This window comes from Methanomethylovorans hollandica DSM 15978 (assembly GCF_000328665.1).
GTDB lineage: Archaea > Halobacteriota > Methanosarcinia > Methanosarcinales > Methanosarcinaceae > Methanomethylovorans > Methanomethylovorans hollandica.
On the sequence record NC_019977.1, the window covers coordinates 166,264 to 188,176 of the forward strand.

Below are 21,913 nucleotides of genomic sequence, written 5' to 3' on the forward strand. Positions count from 1 at the left end.
ATCAATCTGTGTCCGCTTCCACCCTTTCGGCCTCGGTGAGTTGTAAGATCACTTTCTTTGGTTCTCCTATATCCACAATCTCTCCATTTCTCATAAGGGCTACCCTGTCACATACCTCTTCCAAGAAGTCCATATCATGGGATACGATTACAAATGTGTTCCCAAGCTCCTCCCGGGCCTTGAGAATGGACCTTGTGACATCTTTTTTAGTAATAGGATCCATCGTACCTGTTGGTTCATCCATCACTATTATGTTCGGTTCCTTCATCAGTATCTGAGCCAATGCTACCCTGTGTCTTTCTCCCTCACTAAGTTCGTCAGGCATTTTGGATAAGATCGACTTTGCTTTTTCTTCTGTAAAACCGGTGGTTTTCAAAGTGATGATAGCCTTTCGCACTGCAAGTTCATAGGGCAGGTCAATACCAATGGATTCTGTGAGGTTATCTATAATATTGCGGTGTGTATAAAGACTGTATTCCTGGTGTAATATGCCCATGTATTGGAGTGCACGCCCTCTGCATTCAGGTCCAGGCTTCTTCATATCTATCCATTCATCACCTACTCGGGTAACTACCTCGCCGCTCGTGGGCTGTACAATTCCCATGAGGATTTCGGAAGTAGTGGTCTTTCCAGCACCACTGACCCCTGCAAGACCGAATATCTCACTTTCTCTCACTTCAAAGGAGATATCACTAACAGCGTTTACAACTCCTCTAGTAACCGATATATACTTCTTTCGAAGATTTTGTACTTTTATTATAGGGTCACCAATGGCAATGTCCGGCTTCTTCTCTATTGCACATGCCATTCCAGTGAATGCCTTTGCCATTTCGCAGGGGTCTCCTTCATTGATTATAGCTCCATCCTCAAGAATTATTGCCCTGTCAGCAATACTTTCAACAACTTCAGACCAATGAGAGGTTATGACCATAGTCATATTGTAATCCTTGACAGACCTTTCGATTACATCATGTACTATCTTTGCAGTCCTGGGATCAAGAGTGCCGGTAGGTTCATCTGCAAGTAGCAGCATTGGATTTCTCACAAGCTGGCGGGCCAGTACAACTCTCTGTTTCTCACCACCACTCAGGTCTCGTGCCACATGCATCATACGGTGGGATAATTGCACTTTTTCCAGCAGCTCCATCGCCTTTGAGATTGCCTCTTCATCCTGCTCTCCTATTTCGGTAAGAGAGTTTACTACATTTGTTATGACTCTTTCATCACCATACAGTGCAAAAGTGCGCTGCAGCATTATAGCTATTCTCTTGGTAATATCTCTTCTTTTATGGTCATGAATTGCCATCTCTATGAAATCAGCATCAAAAGATAGTAATTTCTCCCCCGGACATCCTGGACATTCATATCCTGTCTTACTTGGGGGTTCGATATGGCCGCACTTTTCACACCTTGCAAGATGATATATTACCTGTCCGCTGATACTTTCGTATTCTTCCACCCCGCGAAGTACGTGCATCAGAACAGTTTTGCCTGCTCCGCTTCGACCCAATATACCGATGACCTCTCCTTCATTTATAGTAAGGTTGATGTCCTTCAGAACTTTAAAGCCGTCAAAATCCACATTAAGGTTTTTTACCTCGATGAACGCTGCCATTTATGTTCCTCCGTTTATGTGCCGGCCGGATTTTCTCTCGCTATGACTACCAATTCAAATTACTTAATGGTATTGTATGGTATGTACTAAACTGCTAACAACTTCTGCCGGACATTTATGATTTGTTTTTATGTTCATTTTTTGTAGAGTATCATCTGCATTATGTTAAATTATACATAAACGTAACGCATATTGTTTTCACCGTTAACAATAAAAAGCTATTCCCTTTTCTCATCTTTGTTCTGGAGCACCAGTGAATCCACAATATCTATAACCTCTATAATATTGTTAATCACAAGATCAGCTGCTTCCAGCAACCTTTGAGGGCGCTTATCGCCTTGCTGGACTGTAACTACTCCCAGGTCAGCAACTTTTAAGGCACGAATATCGTTCATGCCATCGCCTATCATCAATACAGTTTCATATTTCTTTTTAAGGTCCAGTACAATATTGGCCTTGTCATCTGTAGTGGCCAAACAGAACACATTTTCAAGAGGGATACAGAGTTTTTCAGCTACTCCTCTTAGTGAACGCATGGTATCCCCTGATGCAATATATGTGTCGATTCCTCTGCTATGCAAAAGCTCTATTGTTTTTGGAGCATTTGAATACAATTTTCCTGCTGTGCTCAGCACATATGGAATGGAGTATGCCTCTCTATCTACTATCAGACCTGCTGCAATGTAGTACACCTCAGGGCAACTTCTATGTGCCCAAGTTAGGACTTCTATCACATCTCCAACAACGATCTTTTGTTCATTTATTATTGATGCAGCTTCCTTTATGCTTACTGGTCCACTGGAACAACTTATGTCAATTTTTAATCCATTGTCAGCTATGAAACTTTTAAGTTCTTTCGTGGGGTCTGTTTTCTCTATCAAAGATGGTTCAGCATGCATAACTACAAGAGCTCTTCCAGGCTGTTCTGCTACCAGCATGATACTTTCGATACCTTCCAGAATGTTTCCGGTTGCTATTTCTTTTGCAACACGATACATACGTAGCAGTGTTCCCGCACAATCGAATACCGCTGCCATCTTCTTTTGCATAGCGTTGCTTTGTTCCTCCTTGTATTTATCGTTATGTAGATCGTGTCTGCATTCAATTAACTATTTGTATTGTGTAATGTATGTTTATATGGTTCCCAATGTTCCAAAAATTTCCTGCTATCATCGGGTATTTATTTTTTGTTTGCTTTCTCAGTCCATTGACATTCCAGGGCGTCTATGCAATGGAAGATGATACCTATCCAGCACTAAATACAAATCCCTGGGGACACTCTCCTATCACAGTATACATCGACACAATCAATGTTCCGGAACATTACAGTCCCACATATAACGAGCAGGTTGAGGTTGCCATGGCATACTGGGAAAAAGGCGGGAATGGACGTCTTGCGTATAATCCGGAATTCAGTCCGGTTGATTCTGGAAGTGAAGCCGATATCTACATTATATGGGTAGAGAATCTGGAAAAGGATGCTGGTGTTGAGAATGGTGTTGCAGGCTTTGCAAGACCTCATGAAGTAAATGGGAAGTATGTGCGAGTGGACATTGTCATGGAGGTGGGCAATTACGAGGGTTATGCATGGAAGCAATATGGTAATACCAACATGCGCGAACTGGCAAAGCATGAACTTGGTCATGCTCTTGGTCTTGGACACAGTAAAGACAGGCGTGATATCATGTACCCCACCTATGATCAAAAGGATAATATCGATCCGCTACTTGTGGAGAGGACCAGACCTTTCATATATGTTGCTGTTGCAGCTAGCATAATTCTTGTATCCTTTTCTGGCATCAACTGGTTACGCTATCGTAGAAAAAGGCGTTCTCTTGAAGGTAATTTACTGGAGGGCAAAGATGGAAGACCTTGAACGTTTGTGCCAGGAGATCTTACGATATCTTAAAGGTGAACAGGTAAATTTTTTATGGTGTCAAGTGAACCTTTCCGATTTCTCTGATTTTGAGAGGGATGTGCTTGAGCATACAAGGAAGATACCATATGGTCATACAGTGACATATGGTGAACTGGCTGTGCAAATTGGGAGGAAAGGAGCTTCCAGGGCAGTGGGCAGTGCTCTTTCAAAGAATCCCTATCCTATAATTATCCCATGCCACAGGGTAGTTTCAAGTAAAGGCATGGGAGGTTTTTGTGGAAGTAAGGATACTCAAAGTTTGTCTTTGAAACGCAAACTCCTGGAACTTGAAGGAGTTAATATCTAAATAAAGGTGAAAAATATGTTCGGCTGGACTGGAAGGACTATAATTGTTGACCTAAGTTCCCATGCGATCACTGAGTCAAGAACAGGTGCAAAGCAAGCAAAGGAATATCTGGGAGGCCGGGGCTTTGGAATTAAGCTGATGCATGAATTTGTTGATCCAGGTGTGGACCCCTTGTCACCTGAGAATTGTTTGGTGTTTGCAACAGGTCCTTTGACGGGTACTGCAGCTCCTATGTCTGGACATTATTCACTTATCACAAAATCCCCTCTTACCCATACAATATTTGACTCCAATGCAGGGGGATATTTCGGGAAGGCGATGAAGTATGCAGGTATTGATGCTCTGATAATTACTGGCAGGTCTGAGATGCCTGTCTATCTCTCTATCTATGATGAAGATGTAGAGCTCATAGCCGCTGACCATCTATGGGGAAAGGACACCAGAGAAACCACTTTAATATTGAAGGAAAAAGGCAGTGTGGCATGTATAGGCAGAGCAGGTGAAAATAAAGTACGCTTTGCAAACTTTGTGAATGACAATGTTTTTTTAAGTGGAAGAGGTGGTCATGGGGCTGTAGCAGGCTCCAAGAACCTGAAAGCTGTAGTCGTAAAAGGTACAAACGATCCTCTTATAGCACAGCCTGAATCCTTTGAACAGGCTACATTAAGTGCCCAGAGGTTGCTGCAGGCAAATCCTGTAACTTCCAAAGGCCTATCTGTATATGGTACCTCTTTTATGGTCAATGTCCTGGACAATCTTGATATCCTTCCTTCCCTGAATTTCAGGGAACAGAAGTTTCAGCATGCTGACAAAATTTCGGCAGAAAAGATCTCCTCATCTTATACAAGTAATAAAACCCCATGTTCTAGTTGTCCACTTGGATGCAGAAGAGTTCTTGAAAACGGAGCTCCATTGCCTGATTATGGTGCTTTATGGGCATTTGGTCCGGCTGTGGGGAATAATGATCTCAGGTCCATCGTGCTGGCTAACGATCTTTGTTATGCTGATGGTCTGGACCCGATCTCCTGTGGAGCTACTATTGCCTCTTATCTTGAAATGTCAGGTCAGGAGGTCACTCCCGCATTGCTGTTGGAAAAAGTGTCTGAGACATCACAGGGTCGCAGTTCACTTAGTGCAGGCTCTTTGTCTTATATGAATGAGCAGGGGGCAAAAGACCTTAGTATGAGTTCCAAAGGTCTGGAACTACCCGGCTATGATCCCAGGAACATGTCAGGTCTTGCTCTTGCATATGCTACTTCTAACAGAGGAGCATGCCATATGAATGCATTTATGGTGGGTCCGGAGTTATTGGGTAAACCAGTGGAACTTGATAGGTTCGTATTGCAGGGCAAACCAGGGTTTGTTAAGTTTTTCCAGGACTTTGCAGCAGCTCTTGACTCTGTTGTCATGTGCCCGTTTGTAAGTTTCTCTCTAAGCGAAGGAGATATTGCCTCCCTTGTCAGTGCTGTAACAGGAGTATCATATTCTTCCGAGGGCTTGCTAAGGGTGGGTGAGAGGATATGGAATCTTGAAAGATTGTTCAATCTTAAGGCTGGTTTAACCTGTGATGACGATACCTTGCCCAAAAGGATGTTTTCAAATGGTGGTATTTCTGAAGGAGAATTTAAAAAAGCTATGGATGAGTATTACCGATTCAGGGGGTGGGATGGTCTTGGAGTTCCAACTCCAGGCAAGCTTGAACAACTTGGAATAACATTTTAGTATGGGTATTAGTTGATCAGTGGCAGTGAATCTTCTAACTATTGGTCTTTCTATTATATCGAATATATGCCTCTTATATAGATAACTTGATATATGGAATGGTAAATTACTACCTGTCATATTCAACAATTGATCGCTTATTTAACAGACCGTTCCGGAGAATTCATACATGAAACAGCAAGTAGAGGTTAAAGAACTTAAAGAGGGTAAATACGTTTTAATCGATGAAGAGCCCTGTGTCATTAAGAGCATTTCTAAATCAAAGCCAGGAAAGCATGGTTCAGCAAAAGCAAGAGTCGATGCCATTGGAATTTTTGATAATCAGAAAAGGTCTATTGTGGGGCCTGTATCGGACAAAATATATGTTCCTCTGGTCGAGAGAAAGAACGCTCAGGTAATTACCATAACAGGTGATGTTGCCCAGCTTATGGACATGGCTGACTACTCGACCTTTGAGCTTCCCATACCCGAAGAGTACAAGGAAAGGGTAAAGGAAGGGGAAGAGATCAGCTACCTTACGGCTATGGGTAAGATGAAGGTCGATATGAGGTAAATCTATAACCTCATATTTTACAAATACAAGTGTATACTTTATTCTGGTAAATGTTCCACGATCTTTGTATGATGGATTCACTGGCAGATTATGACTCTGCCAGATATGTTCTCTTTGGTGTCCCCTTTGATGGCACCTCATCTTTCCGAGCGGGCAGCAGGTGGGCTCCGGATGCTATGCGCAAGTCATCTCCTAATTTTGAGACCTATAATGCATACTTCGACATAGATTTTGAGGATCTGCTGATCCATGATGCAGGCAACTTCGAGCCATATTCGGATGTTGAGAGGACCCTCGAAGAACTTTTCTTCGCAGTGGAGCCAATTGTAAAGGATGGGAAACTCCCCATAATGATGGGTGGAGAACACTCTCTCACATATCCCTGTGTGAAGGCATGTGCAAAACATGCTGGCGAAGATATTGGTTTTGTGGTGATGGATGCTCATTTCGACCTGCGTGAAGAATACAGCGGTGTGAAATTCAATCATGCATGTGTTTCCAGGCATGTACTCAATGACATCACTGACAGGTATGTGACCATTGGTGTGCGCAGCGGTCCCAGAGAAGAATGGGATTTCGCAAAAGATCATGGCATCTGCTACTATACTTCTGATACTGTAAGAGAAAAAGGTGTTAAAGCAGTTCTTGCAGAAGCACTTGAGCACCTTGAATGTGATAAGATTTACCTATCTCTTGACATGGATGCATTGGACCCATCCTTTGCCCCGGGTTTAGGAACTCCCGAACCATTCGGGCTGACGGATATAGAGGTTAGGGATATCATACGTGTTCTTGCTCCTATGTCCATTGGGTTTGATGTAGTCGAGATTTCTCCGGAATACGATGGTGGGCAAACTGCCCTCTTGGGTACGAAGCTTTTACGTGAGTTCATTGCAGCACATGCTGCAGCACACAGATGAGAATTGATTCAATTTGGACCAACAATAGAACTTTTCTCCTTTTTTACGTATCCATCATCATCCAATAACTATTCATATTCGATGAATCCGGTATGTAACACTTGACTGCATTGTATGGGTATCTGGGGGTAAAATATTTACTCTCTCCTGTCATAAGTAGATAGATTATGAACGAAGAAGTCGAAGTTGTGTGTCCATCATGCTCTCCACGTCATACGGTGCTGCATGAGGTTCTTAAATCAGGTGTTAATCCTGTAGTAAAATGTTTAGAATGCGGCAGAGTTCACCCTACAGTAATAGAAACTCCCAAGAACATTGGCATTAAGGTTATTGTAAGCAGAGGTGAAGCTTCTTTTCCCCTGCATACTTACATGCAGGAGAACGAGATAATTAGCGTTGGTGATGAGATGTTCATCGATGACGAATCTTCAGATGAGGTCTATCCAGTTGTAATAACGGCGATCGAATCTGGTCAAAAAAGGCCAGACACCGCCAAAGTCGCAGACATTAATTATCTATGGGGCAGGGCCATAGATGAGGTGTGCGTAAAGATAGCTATTCATGAAGGTACCACTACAAGATCGGTGATAAAGCAGGTTCCTGGAGGTTACCAGTTCACAATTGGTTCGACTGAAAAGGCTGGCACCGATGAGTTCACGATCATAAAGATCAAGGAAAGAGATGGCAGTTTTAGATCCCGTGATGGTATCGTCATAGAAGCCAAGAATATAAAACGTATCTTTGCAAACCCTGTCCATAGAAGAACATGGGGGAGTGGTACTTCGTGGAGTTCTCGAAGAAGAGGGCAGAGCTGGTAGCTCGCCTGAAGGTCCGTGGTGTAAGTGAAAAAGTTCTCAGGGCAATGACAAATGTGCCCAGACATCTTTTTGTTCCCTCTGTGCACATGTCAAGTGCTTATGTGGATACACCTCTTAATATCGGGCATGGTCAAACCATATCTGCTCCTCATATGGTAGCTATTATGTGTGATCTGCTTGATCTTCAGGAGGGCCACAAAGTCCTGGAAGTGGGTGCAGGTTCGGGGTATAATGCTGCAGTTATGGCTGAACTCATAGGAAATACTGGTATAGTATATTCTACTGAAAGGATACCAGAGCTGGTCGGATCATCAAAAAATAATATAAAGGCAGCTGGCTATCGTAACATAGAGGTTTTTCTTTCCGATGGATCTATAGGGCTACCAGAACACGCTCCCTATGACAGGATATGCGTGACCGCATCAGCACCCTCCATTCCTCAACCTCTGGTGCAGCAGCTAAAAACAGGGGGGAGGATGGTTATTCCGGTTGGAGATATGTTCCAGTCTCTTTATCTTGTTACAAGGGATAGTGATGGCACAGTGGTCACTAAAGAATGGGGTGGCGTAGTTTTTGTTCCTCTAATAGGGAAACATGGTTTCCATTTCGAGCAGAAACCTTATAGACACCATTGAAGGTCCCATTTTTTGGAATAGGTCATCATTCATGATGATATATGTCATATAATAGTTGATAATATAGGGAAGTGTTCTATTCATGGCAAATGAGGAAGGTGTCAGAGAAGTATTTGTGAAGGGTATTTTCCTAGTAAATATGCTGGGTGGTACATCTCCTGCAGTATTGCTGGAGGATGAGGATGGTTTAGTAATACCCATTCATATAGGCCAGGCCGAAGCATTGTCGATTGATACGGTAATACGTAATGAGACCCTTCCACGTCCTATCACTCATGATCTTCTGGTAGCTATTCTTGAGCGCATGGAAGTTAAAATTGACAGTGTGTTCATTGATGATAAAATCGATAATATCTATTATGCCCGCCTGGTGCTAAACGATGGCGGAAAGCATATGGAATTTGATGCCCGTCCAAGCGATTGTATAGCCATAGCTTTGAGAACAGGTGCTCACATAATGATATCTGAAGATTTGATCATCAGTGATGCTGTGAGCAAGGACCTGCTCAAAGGGGCACGTTCTCTTTCTCTTTATTGATAAAAAAGTTTAGAAAAACTTATATGGTGTCCAGTTGATGCTTCTATATGAGGCACAGGATATTCTACAATCCTTTAACAATGGTTTTTACCTTTATACTGTTGCTTCTGTTATCTGTTGTTGTATCATTTCTCTTTTTCGGGCTTGTAAGCTCAGCTTTTGCAAAATTGGGTTTTTCGTGGGGAGATGCATTCCTGCTTCTTTTCCTCTGTCTGATCGGCAGCAACATCAATGTCCCTCTCACAACACTGGAAACTGAGGTACCTATCCCTAATGGTAATTTCGTCAAGGTCTTCGGTGTAAAATACCGCGTACCTTTCATGGATAGTTTTGTAAGGAAGACCACAGTGGCTGTTAACATTGGAGGAGCAGTAATACCTATCTTTGTATCAGTCTACCTTCTTTATACATACCCTGGGGTGATAACCTATTCGCTGTATGGGATAATGATCGTAGCCGCAATTACTAAACTGGTAGCACGTCCTGTAAAAGGTGTGGGTATAGTGACACCCGCACTGGTACCTCCACTGGCCGCAGCGCTAAGCTCCATATTAATAATCTCTCAGTTTCCGGAAAATCACGACTTCATTTTCATAATTGCATATACTGGCGGTACCCTGGGCACCCTGGTAGGTGCAGATCTGCTCAATCTTAGGGGTATTACAAAGATAGGTGCGCCCGTAGTCAGTATAGGTGGAGCAGGCACTTTTGATGGTGTTTTTCTTGCAGGTGTTATTGCTGTGCTCCTGGTGTAAGGGTTCATAAATTATTAATACCAGGTTTGCTTGATTATCCATCATGCTCACAAAAAGGATAATACCCTGTCTCGACGTAACACTTGATGAAGCTGGAGGAACCGTTGTCAAGGGCATTGAGTTCGTTGATCTTAGAAAAGCAGGCGACCCTGTGGAACTTGCCAAGCGGTACAATGAACAGGGTGCTGATGAACTGGTATTTCTTGATATTACGGCTTCTCATGAAGGTAGGGGCACTATGATCGATGTTATCGAAAGAACTGCTGACGAGGTTTTCATTCCCCTTACTGTGGGAGGTGGTATTAATTCAATAGAGGACATCAGGCAGATCCTCCGAGCGGGTGCTGATAAAGTTTCTATCAATACTGCGGCAGTTAAAGATCCGGACCTCATCCGGCAATCATCACAGATATTTGGTTCTCAGTGCATTGTTACTGCCATCGATTGCAAGCGTAATACTGATGTTGAGGGCAATCCTGATAAGGTTATATTGGAGCTTGAGGACGGTACTCCGGCATGGTACGAAGTTGTCATCTATGGAGGTCGTAAATCTACTGGTATCGATGCCGTACAGTGGGCAAAAAAAGTAGAGGAACTTGGTTCAGGTGAGATCCTGTTGACCAGTATGGACAGGGATGGCACATACGACGGATTCGACATTCCAATTACCCGCAAGCTTTCTGAGGAACTGGACATACCTGTGATAGCTTCTGGGGGTGTGGGCAATCCACAACATATATATGAAGGCTTCATTAAAGGCAAGGCGGATGCTGCACTTGCAGCAAGTATCTTCCACTTCGGGGAATACACTGTGCAGGATGTGAAAGAATACCTCAGGGAAAGGAATATCCCTGTCAGGCTGTAATTCTGGAGATGTTATTCTGGAGATCAAGGAATTCCAGCAGTTCATGTCCGATCTGTATGGACACAACGATAGAAGGCGTGGTGCCACTGCAACCATGTTATGGCTTGTGGAAGAAGTAGGAGAACTCGCGGAAGCTGTGCGCAGGCACGATACAGAGAACATAAGGGAAGAGCTTGCGGATTGTTTTGCCTGGGTGGGCGCTCTTGCAAACCTCTACAACGTGGATCTTGAAACTGCTTTCCTTGAAAAGTATCCGCGTGCATGTCCCACATGCGGCAAAAATCCATGTGTCTGCACGGATTGATCTGCCCAAAAAGCCTATATCATATGTATGGTTCACAATGTATGTAGAGAATACTATCATTTCCATATTTTTCACGTAAGCGATTCTCTACTTCAGTGCATATATCATGGGCTTCGATAAGGCTAAGCTTATTATTCACCTGGATATGCACGTCAGTTGCAATATTGTTGCCTATCTTTCTTGTTTTAAGCTTGTGGAAGTCTTTAACCCCGTCGGTTGATGCAATTATATGCTGGATATCTTCAATGATCTCTTTTTCCGGGGCTGCTTCGGTAAGCTCATTTGTATTCTTATATGTGATGTCGAATGCAACTTTAAATATGAACAAACTCAGTATTACCGCAGCAATTGGGTCAAGAACTGCCCACTTACCCCCAAGGGCTATCGCTCCTCCAATTCCCAGCATTGTCCCCACTGAGGAAAATGCGTCTGACCGGTGATGCCATGCGTTTGCTTCCATAGCATCGCTTTTTACCGATCTTGCATAATTTAATGTATATCTGTATAACCATTCCTTTGAAATGATGGAAACCACTGCAGCAATAAAGGCTATTATTCCTGGTTGTTCCAGTTTTCCTCCATTAATTGCCAACAGGATCTTACTCAAGCCACCCACAAAAATCTCTAATCCTATTATGAAAAGAACAATTCCCACAAAAGCCGCGCACAGAGTCTCGATTTTACCATGTCCATAATGATGATTAGTGTCTGCAGGTTTTCCTGCAGCTTTTAGTCCGACAATTACGACAATATCTGTTATAAAATCAGATAGTGAATGGACAGCATCTGCGACCATTGCTGCACTGTTGCCTAGGATTCCGGCAACGAATTTGAAAATAGTCAGGACAACATTTAATATCATCCCGTTCACAGTTACTTTTACTGCTGTTTCATTTCTTTCTTTTCCAGTCTGCATGCAATTAGATGCTCCGGTGGATAGAATAAGATATATATATATCTCTATTTAATTCTTTGTATATTTTTCGGGCACCATTTTCTTTTTTGTCTGCCTTCATTGCTTATTATTGCCATTACTTATTAACCATTTAACAATATGTTTTGAACACCTATCTTTTCAACTTTGATTCATGAACTTTAACCTGGCCTCTAATTTACTTTTTCACATTTCAGAACAATTTAAATAGATCTAACACAGAATTATCTATGTGTAGAGGGGGATGTATATGGTCAACAATATCAGGATATATTTTATAGCCATTTTCTTGCTGACATTAACGATCTATTCCAGTGGCTGTATCAAGAATTTTGAAAAAGAGTCAAACATTATAATAACGGATACTGAATTGTCCGCAGACAAAGTGACAAGTTCTTTTGTAGATATCAACGTGACGACTTATATTCTTCATACAAGCGGAGTTCAAAAAAATGATACTTCACTGCAACTGAAGGTATTTGATAGTAATACTGACTTTTTGAAGTCAAGGAAAGCTACAGAGATAGGGCCCATAAAAGAAGGTGAGACAGCTTCAGTTTCTCACTCTATCAGATTGCCCAGAGAAGGCACATACAGGGTGGAATTTGTGCTGTCTGATGGCAATAAAACAAAATCCACGGCAGAGATATATTTGAGTGGGCTTGAAAGATTGAAGACTGACGTACAGGAAATAGGTATAGGTATAGATAGTATAGATTTCCTGGTTCGGAAGGTCGTAGGCAACAACGTTGTGATCGAATCTGATGTTTATCTCACTAATTCAGGTTCTAATGTGAGTCAAGACTACAAGATGCTGGTGAAAGCCCGCGAAATGGATGCACGTCTTATAGCAGACAAGGTCTGGGCCACCACTGGCCTAATAGGTCCGGAAGAGACAGTTGTCAGAAGTGTAAACCTTACAGTGCCTGATAACTACAATTATGTTGTAGAGGTCCTTGTCTGGAAGGATAATGTCCTTGTGAAGCGTGGAGAAGATTACGTCCAGTTGAATCCACAAAAAGTTATTGATAAAAACAAGACCGTTGAGTCTAAAGATATCGTAACAAGTGATTTTGTTGTGGAAACGCCTCCATCTGCACCGGGTGAAACACCTGCATATGAAACACCTTATGAAGAACCAGAAGTGGGTACACCAGGATTTGGTTCAGTACTTGCTATAATCTCTCTGATTGCAGTATTTATCATCTTCAGGAGGAGATCTGTATGAGTGGGGAATTAAAAGAAACTGGAAATATGGGGCAGGTGCAATCTCCTGCACCAGTAAAGGCGAAAGAGAAAAAAGAAGCATCAATGGAGGACTATTTTAGAGCTGGTCTATTAATACTGGTAGGTCTTCTTCTTGCAATTTCAGTACTCCAGTTCATCGGTTCGGTAGATCAGGTTATATACACATGGTTTGAGTCGGAATATATTCCCATCATCAGGGCTGTGTTTAATCTCGCAGTTGTAGTTTTCTGTTTATATATTATAAAATTCTACCTTATGAAAAAGAAGGTATAGACTTCTTTGGATACATTCCCGAACATTGGCCGGAAACTTCAAAGTATTCCGGATATCTTTTATATATTGTGACATCATCAGAACATCTCATGTCCTCGGTCCCTGAACTGCTGGCCCCTGCCGGTGATATGCTATCTCTTAAGGCAGCTGTGGAAAATGGTGCAGACGCTGTGTACCTGGGCGTTAAGAAGCTAAGTGCCAGAGCTTATGCTTCTAATTTCTCTCTCGATGAGCTGGAACAAGTTATTGATTATGCTCATCTTAGGGGTGTGAAGGTATATATTACAGTGAATACTCTTATAAAAGATGCTGAATTTGCCGAGGCAGCCGAAACTTTGCAGAGTATTGCCGCATATGGAGCAGATGCCGTAATAGTGCAGGATATCGGTTTGCTTTCATTTTTACGTGAATTTCTTCCGGAGCTTCCTGTACATGCAAGTACGCAGATGACAGTACATAACACTGAAAGTGTGCGTTTACTTGAAGATGTGGGTGTGAAAAGGATCGTGCTTGCAAGAGAACTTCCACTTGAAGCCATCCGTTCAATACATGATAATACGCATGCAGAACTTGAGATCTTCATTCATGGTGCTCTATGTATTTGTTATTCGGGCCAATGTCTGCTTAGCAGCATAATAGGCGGAAGAAGCGGTAACAGAGGATACTGTGCACAGCCCTGTCGTAAACAGTATGCTCTTATGAAAAATGGAAAAGAAGTCGATGTTAAGGGAAATTTCCTGCTAAGCCCAAAGGACCTTAATACCGCTGAAATCCTGCCTCAAATAATCGAAGCAGGTGTTTCATCCCTTAAGATAGAAGGGAGGATGAAACGACCTGAATATGTGGCAGGTGTAGTGAGTATTTATAGACAGCTTCTGGACCGGTATGCAGCAGACCCGACAAGATATTTTGTATCTGAGGAAGAATTAAGAACACTTGAACAGCTTTTTAACAGGGGTTTTACCCATGCATATCTTTCAGGAAAACCACGCATTGAGCTAATGGACCACGACATGCCCCATAACCGAGGGGTTCTGGTGGGCACAGTAATTGGTCATTCAGGAGGAGGCTGTGTAAGCCTCAAATTGTCAGGCTCTCTCAATGTTGGCGATGGGATTGGTTTTTCATCGGAGGGAACGGGTGAGAATGTAACCAGGATGTTCTACGAGAGCAGACCGATCACTTCTGCTGGTAAAGGCATGATTGTAGATCTGCTTCTTTCCAACCCCGTATCTGCAGGTACGCAGGTATACAGGACTTCTGATAGCTCACTTATTAAGTCTATGGAACGATCTTTCACTTCTCAAATGCCTGTACGCAAAGTGCCCGTGAGGCTTAAGCTTACTGCTGTAAAAGGCAAAAATCTGGAAATGTCTTTGGAGGATCACAATAACAATGTAGTAAGGATGGTTTCAGAATACATTGTCCAGCCATCCCAAAAAAACCCAACAACCGAGAAGGATATGGAAAAACAGCTTTTAAAACTTGGAAATACTGTTTTCTATCCGGTCTCACTGGAGATTTTATCAGACCCCGATATTTTCGTTCCTATCAGGGAACTGAACAATATCCGTAACAGTGCCGTTCAGGAAATGGAGAAGATAAGGATCATAAAATGGAAACGTATATTTGAAGATTTTATTTTTTCACTGCCTTCTTATCTTGAGGACAATACAGGAACACCTTTCTTGTCTGTCAGTGTGAATACTCTGGATGGATTATTGTGTGCAGCAGATGAAGGTGCGGGTGTAATTTATTATGGAGATGAGAACTTCCGCAGTCACACGAAAGCCACATTAAAAGAAGCACATGATATTACATGCAGAACAGGCTGCAGGATTTATCTTACAACACCATCTATTGTCTGGGATAAGGAGATGGATGAACTGCATTTGCTTATCCGGGAGGCACTGGGAATTGGTTTCCACGGCGTGCTTGTTGGCAACCTTGGTGTTCTCAGAGTAGTTCAACAGTTGGGTTGCAATTTTATTATAGACTATCCTCTTAACGTATTCAACAACAGGTCGTGTTCATTTTTTCATAGGGCAGGCTCTGAAGCTGTTACCTTATCTCCGGAACTTGCAATGGGGCAGGTTTCATCATTGAGCAGGTATGGGAATGTGGAATGTGTGGTACATGGAAATCTCAAGCTCATGGATATAGAGAGTTGCATCGTTGGAAGTTTGCTGGGTGGAAAAAACGATGCATGCTGTATGCCCTGCAGGGATAATACGTTTGCAATAAAGGATGAGAAAGGTTTTGAATTCCCGCTGCTTATGGATGAACACTGCAGGACCCATATTTTCAATTCCAGGGAATTATGTCTGCTGGATGATGTTACCAGCTTTGTCAAAGCAGGTGTATTCAGATTCAGGATAGAGGCAAGGTATATGGATGCGCAGAAAGTGCGGTTAGTAGTAGCCGCATACAAAAAAAGTATCGGTCAATGTATCTCCAAGCAAGCGATCTCCTATATTTCCTGCAGGGATATATCTGGCAAATACACAAAAGGGCATTATTTCAGAGGTGTACTATGAAGGTATTCTTTTCAGGTTCTATTCGTGGTGGAAGGGAATTGTTATCAGTTTATCAGCATCTTTGCTCATTTATTGTTTCTAAAGGTCATGAGGTACTTACCGAGCATGTAGCTGATCCACAGGTTGAAAAAGTGGAGTCTGCCATGACAGAGCAGGAGATCTTTGCAAGGGATATGGCTCTCTTAGAGCACAGTTCATGCCTTATTGCAGAGGTAAGTATTCCTTCTACAGGCGTTGGCTATGAGATATGCAGTGCAGTTCAAAGGAATATTCCGGTACTCTGTCTGTACAGACCCGGAGCAAACGTGTCGGCTATGGTCCTAGGTAATCCCTATGTTGCCCTGTGGCAGTATTCCACACTGGAGGGACTTGATACCAAAGTGTTGGCCTTCCTTATCTCGCTACAGGCAGAAATATGGGGATAATAGTTAAATATTTATTCTGCCATATATTACACACATGGTTACAGAGATCATAATCGTTCTGGCTGCAATAGTAATTGCATACCTGCTTTATAAAGTCCTGAAGACCATAAAAAGCATGGTGATCAATGCTATTATGGGATTATTGGTGCTTGTTATCGCCAATACCGCTCTGGGACTGGAAATAGCATACTCATGGGTTGTGGTCTTCACCTGTGCCATTGCAGGTGTGTTTGGTGCCATCCTTGTGATCCTGCTGCACTATGCGGGCATCTTCTTCTGATTATAACACATAACGGCACTGATCATGTGCCTGATATATTTCTCTCTTCTATACTTTTTTTCCAGCAGTTTGTCTTTCAATTCAAGGAACTGGAATCCTTTAAAAAGTGTCCTTATTTCTTCGGGGGTGAAGTAGTGGTAAAGTATTCCAGTCTGGCGCATAAAACTGCGCTCTTCTACTTCCTCTCCTCCATATCTCATATCCTGAGAACCAAACACCTCTAGGAATACCAATCCATTGCATTTTAAAACTCTTCTTATCTCTCTTGTTGCAGCATATCTTCCTGCTTCAGTGAGATGCTGCAGTACTCCCAGACAGATCACGGCATCAAAAGTTTCTTCCTTAAAGGGCAAGTGGGTAAGACTTGCAGTGGTATAATCAGCTTTTCTATCCTGCTTTTTCAGGTACTCCCTTGCTTTGTGCAAAGCAATGGATGAAATATCCATACCTGTTGTGCTGTAGCAGGTGGACAATGGAAACAGATGTCTTCCACATCCGCATCCTACATCCAGTATTTTGCTTCCGGGAGGAAGCATTTCTGTTATATGGGATATGGAGCCGGCACAGCCCCACTGCAAATGCCTGTACTCCCTTTCCCACGCAAGAATATCTTCTTTCTCTATCAATTCTTCATGGCCTGTAACTTGCAGCTTCACTGAATCTCTTTGCAAGGAAGTCCTTTTCCATTGATGAAAGGAACCATCCGGCTTTTGGTCCGGACTGCTGTCCCAGCACGGCCAGATAGATGGCTTTGAACATTTCAGTGGGCTTCACTTCCAAATCATCAGAGGACATTTCCATTATGCGGCCCATCCTGGCGTTAAGTGAAGAACTCTTATCCTGGGAGGAATAGACAAGGTTATGGTAATCTTCCCCTGTTAGTTCGCTTGCAGCTTCTATTTCCTCGGCCAAAGCCTGCAGGAAAGCTCTCTGGATATCGGTCAAGGTTGCAGCCTGTACCGGCATTTCTTCCTTCACACTGAACTTCACCATGTCAGGAGCATACATCTCAAGCCACTTTCCTACGTTCTCTGCAAGCTCCAGGATACATTTCTCGTTCTTTGTGCTGTATCCCGATCTTTCAACTATTTTCATAACCTTGTCAAGATCACCGTGAGCTACCTGATAAATGGTGATCATGTGCTTGAATGGAATGTCTGTATGGCAGATTCCTGCTGCATGTGATAGCTCTTTCAGTCGCTTATTATAGCCGGATTCTTCTGCGTTAGCACTTAACTTTTCATATTCTTCTACCAGGTTGAGCAGAGGCAGGGAAGGATCAAAGCGAATATGCTTTTCAGGTTTTGTTCTTATGATCAGATATCTCAATATTTCGGGCGGAAGAACTTCCAGCATATCGGATATTGCTACTACCACTCCGCTTGAGGAGGACATTGCGCCTTTTGTACCCAGCATGATCCATTCATATACAATCGGGTATGGTGCTTTGTATCCATATATCTCCTCGCTTATGGCTTTGCCTGTATCGTAGGACCCACCTTTGGAAGCATGGTCCTTCCCGAAAGGCTCAGCTGTAACTCCCAGCACACCCCAGCGGGCAGGCCAGTCCACACGCCATGTAAGTTTTCCTCCTCCGGTCATTGATACTGTTCCACAGTCGCCGCAGGAGCAAGCATAATCTATTGTCTCTGCTTCAATATCAAAACCAGTGACTTTAGTGGTCGTAAGCCGGCCACATTTGCTACAGATCGGATTAAATGGGCTCCAGTCAGCTGTGACCTCTTTTCCGGAATGTTCCTGCAGTATACGCGCGATTTTGTCCCTGTTGAGAAGAGCGGTTTTGATGCTTTCTACATACATTCCCTGTTTATACATCTCATCAGCCCTGTATATTTTAGGATGAATGCCTAAACGGTCCAGTGCTTTGTAGAAAGGTTTGAGAAAATGTTCAGCATAACTGTAACATTCACCGCATGGGCAGGGGATTTCTGAAATGGGCTTTCCCACATGTTGTGCAAAACTTTCATCAAGAAATGGATATACTTTCCTCAGAGGATCGTATGTGTCTGCAACATAGATTATTTCTGCATCCGCTCCCTGATCCAGCAGGGCACGATATGTTGCGTCTGCTGTGACCACTTCTCTCATGTTCCCTATGTGTATGTGTCCGGAAGGGGTGATGCCAGTTGCTACAAGGTGTTTTTTTCCACTCCTTAGGATCTCCTCTGCCATGACATCTGCCCAATGCGTAATCTCTACCATATTAGTTCACCAAATTCATAATAATGATGCATTATGAAATTATATACTATTATTTTAGAGCTGTGGTGTAAAGGCATGTCTGGGCGGTTTAATATTCCCTTTCTGTACTAAACGTTCGCACAAGTACGAATCGAAAGAGTTAATTAGTAGTATATACTCCTTTCCTCAATGACTCGCATAACACCTAAAGGAGAAAGGAACAGTATTTCAGCTATGAGGGATATATTCATGCTGTATCGGATGAGGGATCCGGCATGTGATGAACTTGCTTCTCTTATTGAAATTCTGGGTACTCATGGTGCTATTGCATCCTCTCCGGTTCTTTATGATGAAGGTGACCATTCCGAAGACGATGAAACAGATGCCAGTGCTACCCAAGCTGTGCTTGTATTTACTGGTGAACTCCAAAGTTCAGAAGCTCAGTGACCTCTTTTTTAAACTCTTCAAAAAACAGATAGCATTTTATTATGTCCCCATTACTTTTAAGTGTATCCAGAAATCCATACCAATAGACCACTAATCCATGACCGGACATCTGTTCGTAATGGGAAAACTGTTTTTTAGTATAGCGTTTGTGTTCCTGCTCATCCCCAAAGATCGCTTTACTCTCTATCCAGAATACTTTTATGCCATCTATAGTTATGGGTTCAGCCAACAGGAAATCTGGCGTTTTGGTTGTATTCTGCTCTCTTAATTGGACCTCGGTCAGAAACTCTATCTTATGAGCTTTAAGCCATCGGGAGATTATCTCCTCGCCGAGTCTACCTTTTTCCAGTTGCAGATTGTGTGCATGTGGAGAAAAAAAATGATCTTCATCCAGCGCCTGAATGATCTCCTGGCTCAACCGTTTGTTTTGAAGTTTCTCCGGGTAGTTAAATGCCATCTTTTTAGGTATATTCAGTTCCTTCAGAATAACGGAAGCCATCAATGTGGCAGGTATTTTTTCGGCCCCGGCCATTTCAAGTATCGTTTTTCCTCGGTTCCATTGTTCCAGCTGTGCCGGTCCGTTCCTCTTCAAATGTCCAAAGTCTGATCTAACCTTAGATACTGTCTTTTGTGATAATATTGTATACGCAATTCCAGGGTGGACGCCGAACTCTTTGGCCACAGGTCCTATGTCTTCTATGTCCTCCAATAATCCATAGATCTCTTTATATTTGCTTTTGTCCATGTATTGTTCCTTTCCTGTGACCATTTATCAGAATGCATTCTTTGCAGAGTTTTTTTCCACAATAGGATTTTGCATATTCAACAATAAGTGCATGGTACTCCTTGAATGTGTTTACATCCTTTGAAAGTGTATTTTCAAATAACCTCTGCAGTTCTTCGTAATTACCTTCTACACCCATGCATCCCATAATACGTGTAGTATATGCATCGATAACAAATTTAGGTTTATCAGCAGCGTACAATATTATACTATCCGCAGTTTCATTGCCAACACCGTTCAGAGCCAATAATGTCGTACGTAACTGGTCAACTGGAAGCTTGAACAGTTCATCTATATCCCTCTCGATCAGAAACTGTGCTATGTTTTTTAATCTGCTGGCTTTCTGGCGATAGAATCTGCAGCATCTTATCATTTCTTCCAATGAAGACATATCTATTTTGACAAGACCATGCGGTTCAAGCACTTCTGCCCGTTTGAGATTACATATGGCCTTTTCCACATTGTTCCACTTTGTTTGCTGAGTTAGCAAAGCTCCAACAATTACCTCAAAGCGTGTTTCTGCAGGCCACCACTTTTGTGGACCAAATTCCTCCAGAAGTGTTCTATATATCTTTTTCAGGTCACTTTCTTTAAATTTTGAAGGTAACAGAGAACTCTCAACTCCAAATCTCTTTTTCTTTTTATGGGAAGTATGTGCTTCTAATTTTATTTATTCTTTGCATTTTTGATCATTTCGTATGTTCCGATAGCAGCCATATTCTTGTTACTTACAGTTATCTTTTCAAAATATTCATTTGTCTCAAAATTCTATGTACGTATGAAGCACGCCCATTTCAGAAAAAGTTGTTCAGTGGGAACTTCCTTTCCTGTTATGTAATTAGTCTCTTTTGTGCGTCAATCCACTTGATATAAACGTGGAATTGTTTTCCTTTGGAATTTGATCTTGCATCAAGGAGACACTTTGCCGGAATTCCCATTATTCTTATGAATGATTGTTTAATTCTGAAAATTCTTTATGGATCCAGCAATAAGGGATGCAACACTTACAGAACTCTGTGCTTTTTCCAGTGTATCTGTGGCTATAATGTCGCGCACACCTGCATTGAAGAGGCGCAACACCGCATTCTTTGCCAGTACGGGATGTACGCATGCAAGGTAAACTTCTCTTGCCCCCTGGCTCTTGAGGAGTTTTATAGATTCTGCCATTGTACCGCCTGTAGCGATCATATCATCCACCAGGACCACATCCCTGCCACAGACATCCATATTCTTCGTTTTGATGTTCACGGTGTCCCCGGAAAGCCTGGTCTTTTCAAGATGATCGTACTGGATACCTACTCCTTTTGCAGTATTTTCTGCAAGGGTCATAGCACCTGTATCCGGAGCCACTATCAGAGGATCTTTCAGTTGGAGGGAGCTAATGTATTTTCCTATAACTTCTGATGCATCCAGGTCAAAAGCATCAGAACTAAAATAATTCAGGATACTTGGCTTGTGGATATTCACAGTAAATATCCTGTCTGCAGATATGGCTCTAGCTACAGCTCTTGCACTGATGGGTTCCCCACATTTGAACTTCTTATCCTGACGTGCATACCCCATATAGGGAATAACCACGTTTACCACCTGCGCATCTTCGCAGGCATCTATCATAAGCAGTAGTGCCATGAGGTCAGAGTCTGTTGTTGTGCTCTGAATGATGGTCACTTCGTCCATAGGTTCTTCCATTATGCGGGTATAGATCTCTCCGTCGGGGAAACGGTTAAACTCACAAAGGGTTGGTTCAATGTTCATTTCCCTTGCTACACGGGTAGCAAGCGCCTGTGATGCCGGTCCTCCTATTATTTTCAATTTAAGTACCTCATAAAATTA

25 protein-coding genes are annotated in these 21,913 nt (G+C 42.6%); 17 read left to right on the forward strand and 8 right to left on the reverse strand.

Annotated features, from left to right (window positions below):
- Position 1: 1 nt before the first annotated feature.
- Positions 2–1,615: a methyl coenzyme M reductase system, component A2 gene (atwA, locus tag METHO_RS00820; RefSeq protein ID WP_015323620.1), complete on the reverse strand. Its 1,614-nt coding sequence runs from the start codon at positions 1,613–1,615 to the stop codon at positions 2–4.
- A gap of 218 nt (positions 1,616–1,833) precedes the next feature.
- On the reverse strand, positions 1,834–2,664 hold the full coding sequence (locus tag METHO_RS00825) for an HAD-IC family P-type ATPase (protein WP_015323621.1): 831 nt from the start codon (positions 2,662–2,664) through the stop codon (positions 1,834–1,836).
- A 182-nt stretch (positions 2,665–2,846) separates the two neighbouring features.
- On the opposite strand from METHO_RS00825, the gene METHO_RS00830 reads away from it, so the two are divergent.
- From METHO_RS00830 to METHO_RS00880, 11 genes are all read left to right on the forward strand, one after another.
- Complete coding sequence (locus METHO_RS00830) at positions 2,847–3,491, forward strand: matrixin family metalloprotease (RefSeq protein WP_245546305.1); 645 nt, start codon at positions 2,847–2,849, stop codon at positions 3,489–3,491.
- Positions 3,478–3,840: a methylated-DNA--[protein]-cysteine S-methyltransferase gene (locus tag METHO_RS00835; RefSeq protein ID WP_015323623.1), complete on the forward strand. Its 363-nt coding sequence runs from the start codon at positions 3,478–3,480 to the stop codon at positions 3,838–3,840. The genes METHO_RS00830 and METHO_RS00835 overlap by 14 nt, the downstream gene beginning before the upstream one ends.
- 15 nt (positions 3,841–3,855) lie before the next feature.
- Positions 3,856–5,562 (forward strand): aldehyde ferredoxin oxidoreductase family protein, encoded by a 1,707-nt coding sequence (locus METHO_RS00840; protein ID WP_015323624.1) that lies wholly within the window; start codon positions 3,856–3,858, stop codon positions 5,560–5,562.
- A 169-nt stretch (positions 5,563–5,731) separates the two neighbouring features.
- Complete coding sequence (locus tag METHO_RS00845) at positions 5,732–6,115, forward strand: translation initiation factor IF-5A (protein ID WP_015323625.1); 384 nt, start codon at positions 5,732–5,734, stop codon at positions 6,113–6,115.
- A 50-nt stretch (positions 6,116–6,165) separates the two neighbouring features.
- Entirely contained in the window at positions 6,166–7,035 is an 870-nt protein-coding gene (speB, locus tag METHO_RS00850; RefSeq protein WP_015323626.1) for an agmatinase, read from the forward strand.
- Positions 7,036–7,202: 167 nt separating this feature from the next.
- Positions 7,203–7,853, forward strand: coding sequence for an HVO_0476 family zinc finger protein (locus METHO_RS00855; protein WP_015323627.1), 651 nt, complete (start codon positions 7,203–7,205; stop codon positions 7,851–7,853).
- Complete coding sequence (locus METHO_RS00860) at positions 7,820–8,488, forward strand: protein-L-isoaspartate O-methyltransferase (RefSeq protein WP_245546306.1); 669 nt, start codon at positions 7,820–7,822, stop codon at positions 8,486–8,488. The genes METHO_RS00855 and METHO_RS00860 overlap by 34 nt, the downstream gene beginning before the upstream one ends.
- Positions 8,489–8,570: 82 nt before the next feature.
- Positions 8,571–9,026, forward strand: a complete 456-nt coding sequence (locus METHO_RS00865) for a bifunctional nuclease family protein (protein ID WP_015323629.1) — start codon at positions 8,571–8,573, stop codon at positions 9,024–9,026.
- Positions 9,027–9,073: 47 nt separating this feature from the next.
- The gene (locus METHO_RS00870) at positions 9,074–9,781 is read left to right on the forward strand and encodes a DUF1614 domain-containing protein (protein ID WP_015323630.1); all 708 of its coding nucleotides are present in this window, start codon (positions 9,074–9,076) and stop codon (positions 9,779–9,781) included.
- Between the two features lie 43 nt (positions 9,782–9,824).
- Complete coding sequence (hisF, locus tag METHO_RS00875) at positions 9,825–10,646, forward strand: imidazole glycerol phosphate synthase subunit HisF (protein WP_015323631.1); 822 nt, start codon at positions 9,825–9,827, stop codon at positions 10,644–10,646.
- Positions 10,647–10,689: 43 nt separating this feature from the next.
- A complete protein-coding gene (locus METHO_RS00880) occupies positions 10,690–10,950 on the forward strand; it encodes a MazG nucleotide pyrophosphohydrolase domain-containing protein (protein WP_245546307.1) in 261 nt (86 codons plus the stop codon).
- Positions 10,951–10,969: 19 nt separating this feature from the next.
- On the opposite strand, the gene METHO_RS00885 is transcribed toward METHO_RS00880, so the two are convergent.
- Positions 10,970–11,866, reverse strand: coding sequence for a cation diffusion facilitator family transporter (locus tag METHO_RS00885; RefSeq protein ID WP_015323633.1), 897 nt, complete (start codon positions 11,864–11,866; stop codon positions 10,970–10,972).
- A 268-nt stretch (positions 11,867–12,134) separates the two neighbouring features.
- Here METHO_RS00885 and METHO_RS00890 point away from each other — a divergent pair, with 268 nt between their 5' ends.
- The 5 genes from METHO_RS00890 to METHO_RS00910 all read left to right on the forward strand — a co-directional run bounded on the left by METHO_RS00890 (position 12,135) and on the right by METHO_RS00910 (position 16,647).
- The gene (locus METHO_RS00890; RefSeq protein ID WP_015323634.1) at positions 12,135–13,112 is read left to right on the forward strand and encodes a DUF7490 domain-containing protein; all 978 of its coding nucleotides are present in this window, start codon (positions 12,135–12,137) and stop codon (positions 13,110–13,112) included.
- Positions 13,109–13,405 carry a hypothetical protein gene (locus METHO_RS00895; RefSeq protein ID WP_015323635.1) on the forward strand — a complete coding sequence of 99 codons (297 nt, stop codon included), beginning with the start codon at positions 13,109–13,111 and terminating at the stop codon, positions 13,403–13,405. Before METHO_RS00890 ends, METHO_RS00895 begins: the two co-directional genes overlap by 4 nt.
- Before the next feature lie 68 nt (positions 13,406–13,473).
- Positions 13,474–15,942, forward strand: coding sequence for a DUF3656 domain-containing U32 family peptidase (locus METHO_RS00900; protein WP_156810989.1), 2,469 nt, complete (start codon positions 13,474–13,476; stop codon positions 15,940–15,942).
- Positions 15,939–16,367 carry a nucleoside 2-deoxyribosyltransferase gene (locus METHO_RS00905; RefSeq protein WP_015323637.1) on the forward strand — a complete coding sequence of 143 codons (429 nt, stop codon included), beginning with the start codon at positions 15,939–15,941 and terminating at the stop codon, positions 16,365–16,367. Before METHO_RS00900 ends, METHO_RS00905 begins: the two co-directional genes overlap by 4 nt.
- 34 nt (positions 16,368–16,401) lie before the next feature.
- Positions 16,402–16,647 carry a pro-sigmaK processing inhibitor BofA family protein gene (locus METHO_RS00910; protein ID WP_015323638.1) on the forward strand — a complete coding sequence of 82 codons (246 nt, stop codon included), beginning with the start codon at positions 16,402–16,404 and terminating at the stop codon, positions 16,645–16,647.
- On the opposite strand, the gene METHO_RS00915 is transcribed toward METHO_RS00910, so the two are convergent.
- Both METHO_RS00915 and lysS read right to left on the reverse strand, forming a co-directional pair.
- Positions 16,626–17,303, reverse strand: coding sequence for a class I SAM-dependent methyltransferase (locus METHO_RS00915; protein ID WP_245546308.1), 678 nt, complete (start codon positions 17,301–17,303; stop codon positions 16,626–16,628). The two genes, METHO_RS00910 and METHO_RS00915, sit on opposite strands and share 22 nt — an antisense overlap.
- The gene (lysS, locus tag METHO_RS00920) at positions 17,278–18,870 is read right to left on the reverse strand and encodes a lysine--tRNA ligase (RefSeq protein ID WP_015323640.1); all 1,593 of its coding nucleotides are present in this window, start codon (positions 18,868–18,870) and stop codon (positions 17,278–17,280) included. The genes METHO_RS00915 and lysS overlap by 26 nt, the downstream gene beginning before the upstream one ends.
- Positions 18,871–19,038: 168 nt before the next feature.
- On the opposite strand from lysS, the gene METHO_RS00925 reads away from it, so the two are divergent.
- Positions 19,039–19,296 (forward strand): hypothetical protein, encoded by a 258-nt coding sequence (locus METHO_RS00925; protein ID WP_015323641.1) that lies wholly within the window; start codon positions 19,039–19,041, stop codon positions 19,294–19,296.
- Here METHO_RS00925 and METHO_RS00930 read toward each other — a convergent pair.
- From METHO_RS00930 to METHO_RS00940, 3 genes are all read right to left on the reverse strand, one after another.
- Complete coding sequence (locus METHO_RS00930) at positions 19,262–20,041, reverse strand: C15orf41 family protein (RefSeq protein ID WP_015323642.1); 780 nt, start codon at positions 20,039–20,041, stop codon at positions 19,262–19,264. The genes METHO_RS00925 and METHO_RS00930 overlap by 35 nt on opposite strands.
- Entirely contained in the window at positions 20,022–20,570 is a 549-nt protein-coding gene (locus METHO_RS00935) for an endonuclease III domain-containing protein (RefSeq protein WP_216594307.1), read from the reverse strand. Before METHO_RS00935 ends, METHO_RS00930 begins: the two co-directional genes overlap by 20 nt.
- Before the next feature lie 467 nt (positions 20,571–21,037).
- Positions 21,038–21,892: a ribose-phosphate diphosphokinase gene (locus tag METHO_RS00940; RefSeq protein WP_015323644.1), complete on the reverse strand. Its 855-nt coding sequence runs from the start codon at positions 21,890–21,892 to the stop codon at positions 21,038–21,040.
- Positions 21,893–21,913: the final 21 nt, after the last annotated feature.

Bases quoted from the DNA above. Each gene is read 5' to 3' on its own strand.
- atwA (WP_015323620.1), bottom strand. From the start codon at position 1,615: ATGGCAGCGTTCATCGAGGTAAAAAACCTTAATGTGGATTTTGACGGC.
- METHO_RS00825 (WP_015323621.1), bottom strand. From the start codon at position 2,664: ATGCAAAAGAAGATGGCAGCGGTATTCGATTGTGCGGGAACACTGCTA.
- METHO_RS00830 (WP_245546305.1), top strand. From the start codon at position 2,847: ATGGAAGATGATACCTATCCAGCACTAAATACAAATCCCTGGGGACAC.
- METHO_RS00835 (WP_015323623.1), top strand. From the start codon at position 3,478: ATGGAAGACCTTGAACGTTTGTGCCAGGAGATCTTACGATATCTTAAA.
- METHO_RS00840 (WP_015323624.1), top strand. From the start codon at position 3,856: ATGTTCGGCTGGACTGGAAGGACTATAATTGTTGACCTAAGTTCCCAT.
- METHO_RS00845 (WP_015323625.1), top strand. From the start codon at position 5,732: ATGAAACAGCAAGTAGAGGTTAAAGAACTTAAAGAGGGTAAATACGTT.
- speB (WP_015323626.1), top strand. From the start codon at position 6,166: ATGTTCCACGATCTTTGTATGATGGATTCACTGGCAGATTATGACTCT.
- METHO_RS00855 (WP_015323627.1), top strand. From the start codon at position 7,203: ATGAACGAAGAAGTCGAAGTTGTGTGTCCATCATGCTCTCCACGTCAT.
- METHO_RS00865 (WP_015323629.1), top strand. From the start codon at position 8,571: ATGGCAAATGAGGAAGGTGTCAGAGAAGTATTTGTGAAGGGTATTTTC.
- METHO_RS00870 (WP_015323630.1), top strand. From the start codon at position 9,074: ATGAGGCACAGGATATTCTACAATCCTTTAACAATGGTTTTTACCTTT.
- hisF (WP_015323631.1), top strand. From the start codon at position 9,825: ATGCTCACAAAAAGGATAATACCCTGTCTCGACGTAACACTTGATGAA.
- METHO_RS00880 (WP_245546307.1), top strand. From the start codon at position 10,690: ATGTCCGATCTGTATGGACACAACGATAGAAGGCGTGGTGCCACTGCA.
- METHO_RS00885 (WP_015323633.1), bottom strand. From the start codon at position 11,866: ATGCAGACTGGAAAAGAAAGAAATGAAACAGCAGTAAAAGTAACTGTG.
- METHO_RS00890 (WP_015323634.1), top strand. From the start codon at position 12,135: ATGGTCAACAATATCAGGATATATTTTATAGCCATTTTCTTGCTGACA.
- METHO_RS00895 (WP_015323635.1), top strand. From the start codon at position 13,109: ATGAGTGGGGAATTAAAAGAAACTGGAAATATGGGGCAGGTGCAATCT.
- METHO_RS00905 (WP_015323637.1), top strand. From the start codon at position 15,939: ATGAAGGTATTCTTTTCAGGTTCTATTCGTGGTGGAAGGGAATTGTTA.
- METHO_RS00910 (WP_015323638.1), top strand. From the start codon at position 16,402: ATGGTTACAGAGATCATAATCGTTCTGGCTGCAATAGTAATTGCATAC.
- lysS (WP_015323640.1), bottom strand. From the start codon at position 18,870: ATGGTAGAGATTACGCATTGGGCAGATGTCATGGCAGAGGAGATCCTA.
- METHO_RS00925 (WP_015323641.1), top strand. From the start codon at position 19,039: ATGACTCGCATAACACCTAAAGGAGAAAGGAACAGTATTTCAGCTATG.
- METHO_RS00930 (WP_015323642.1), bottom strand. From the start codon at position 20,041: ATGGACAAAAGCAAATATAAAGAGATCTATGGATTATTGGAGGACATA.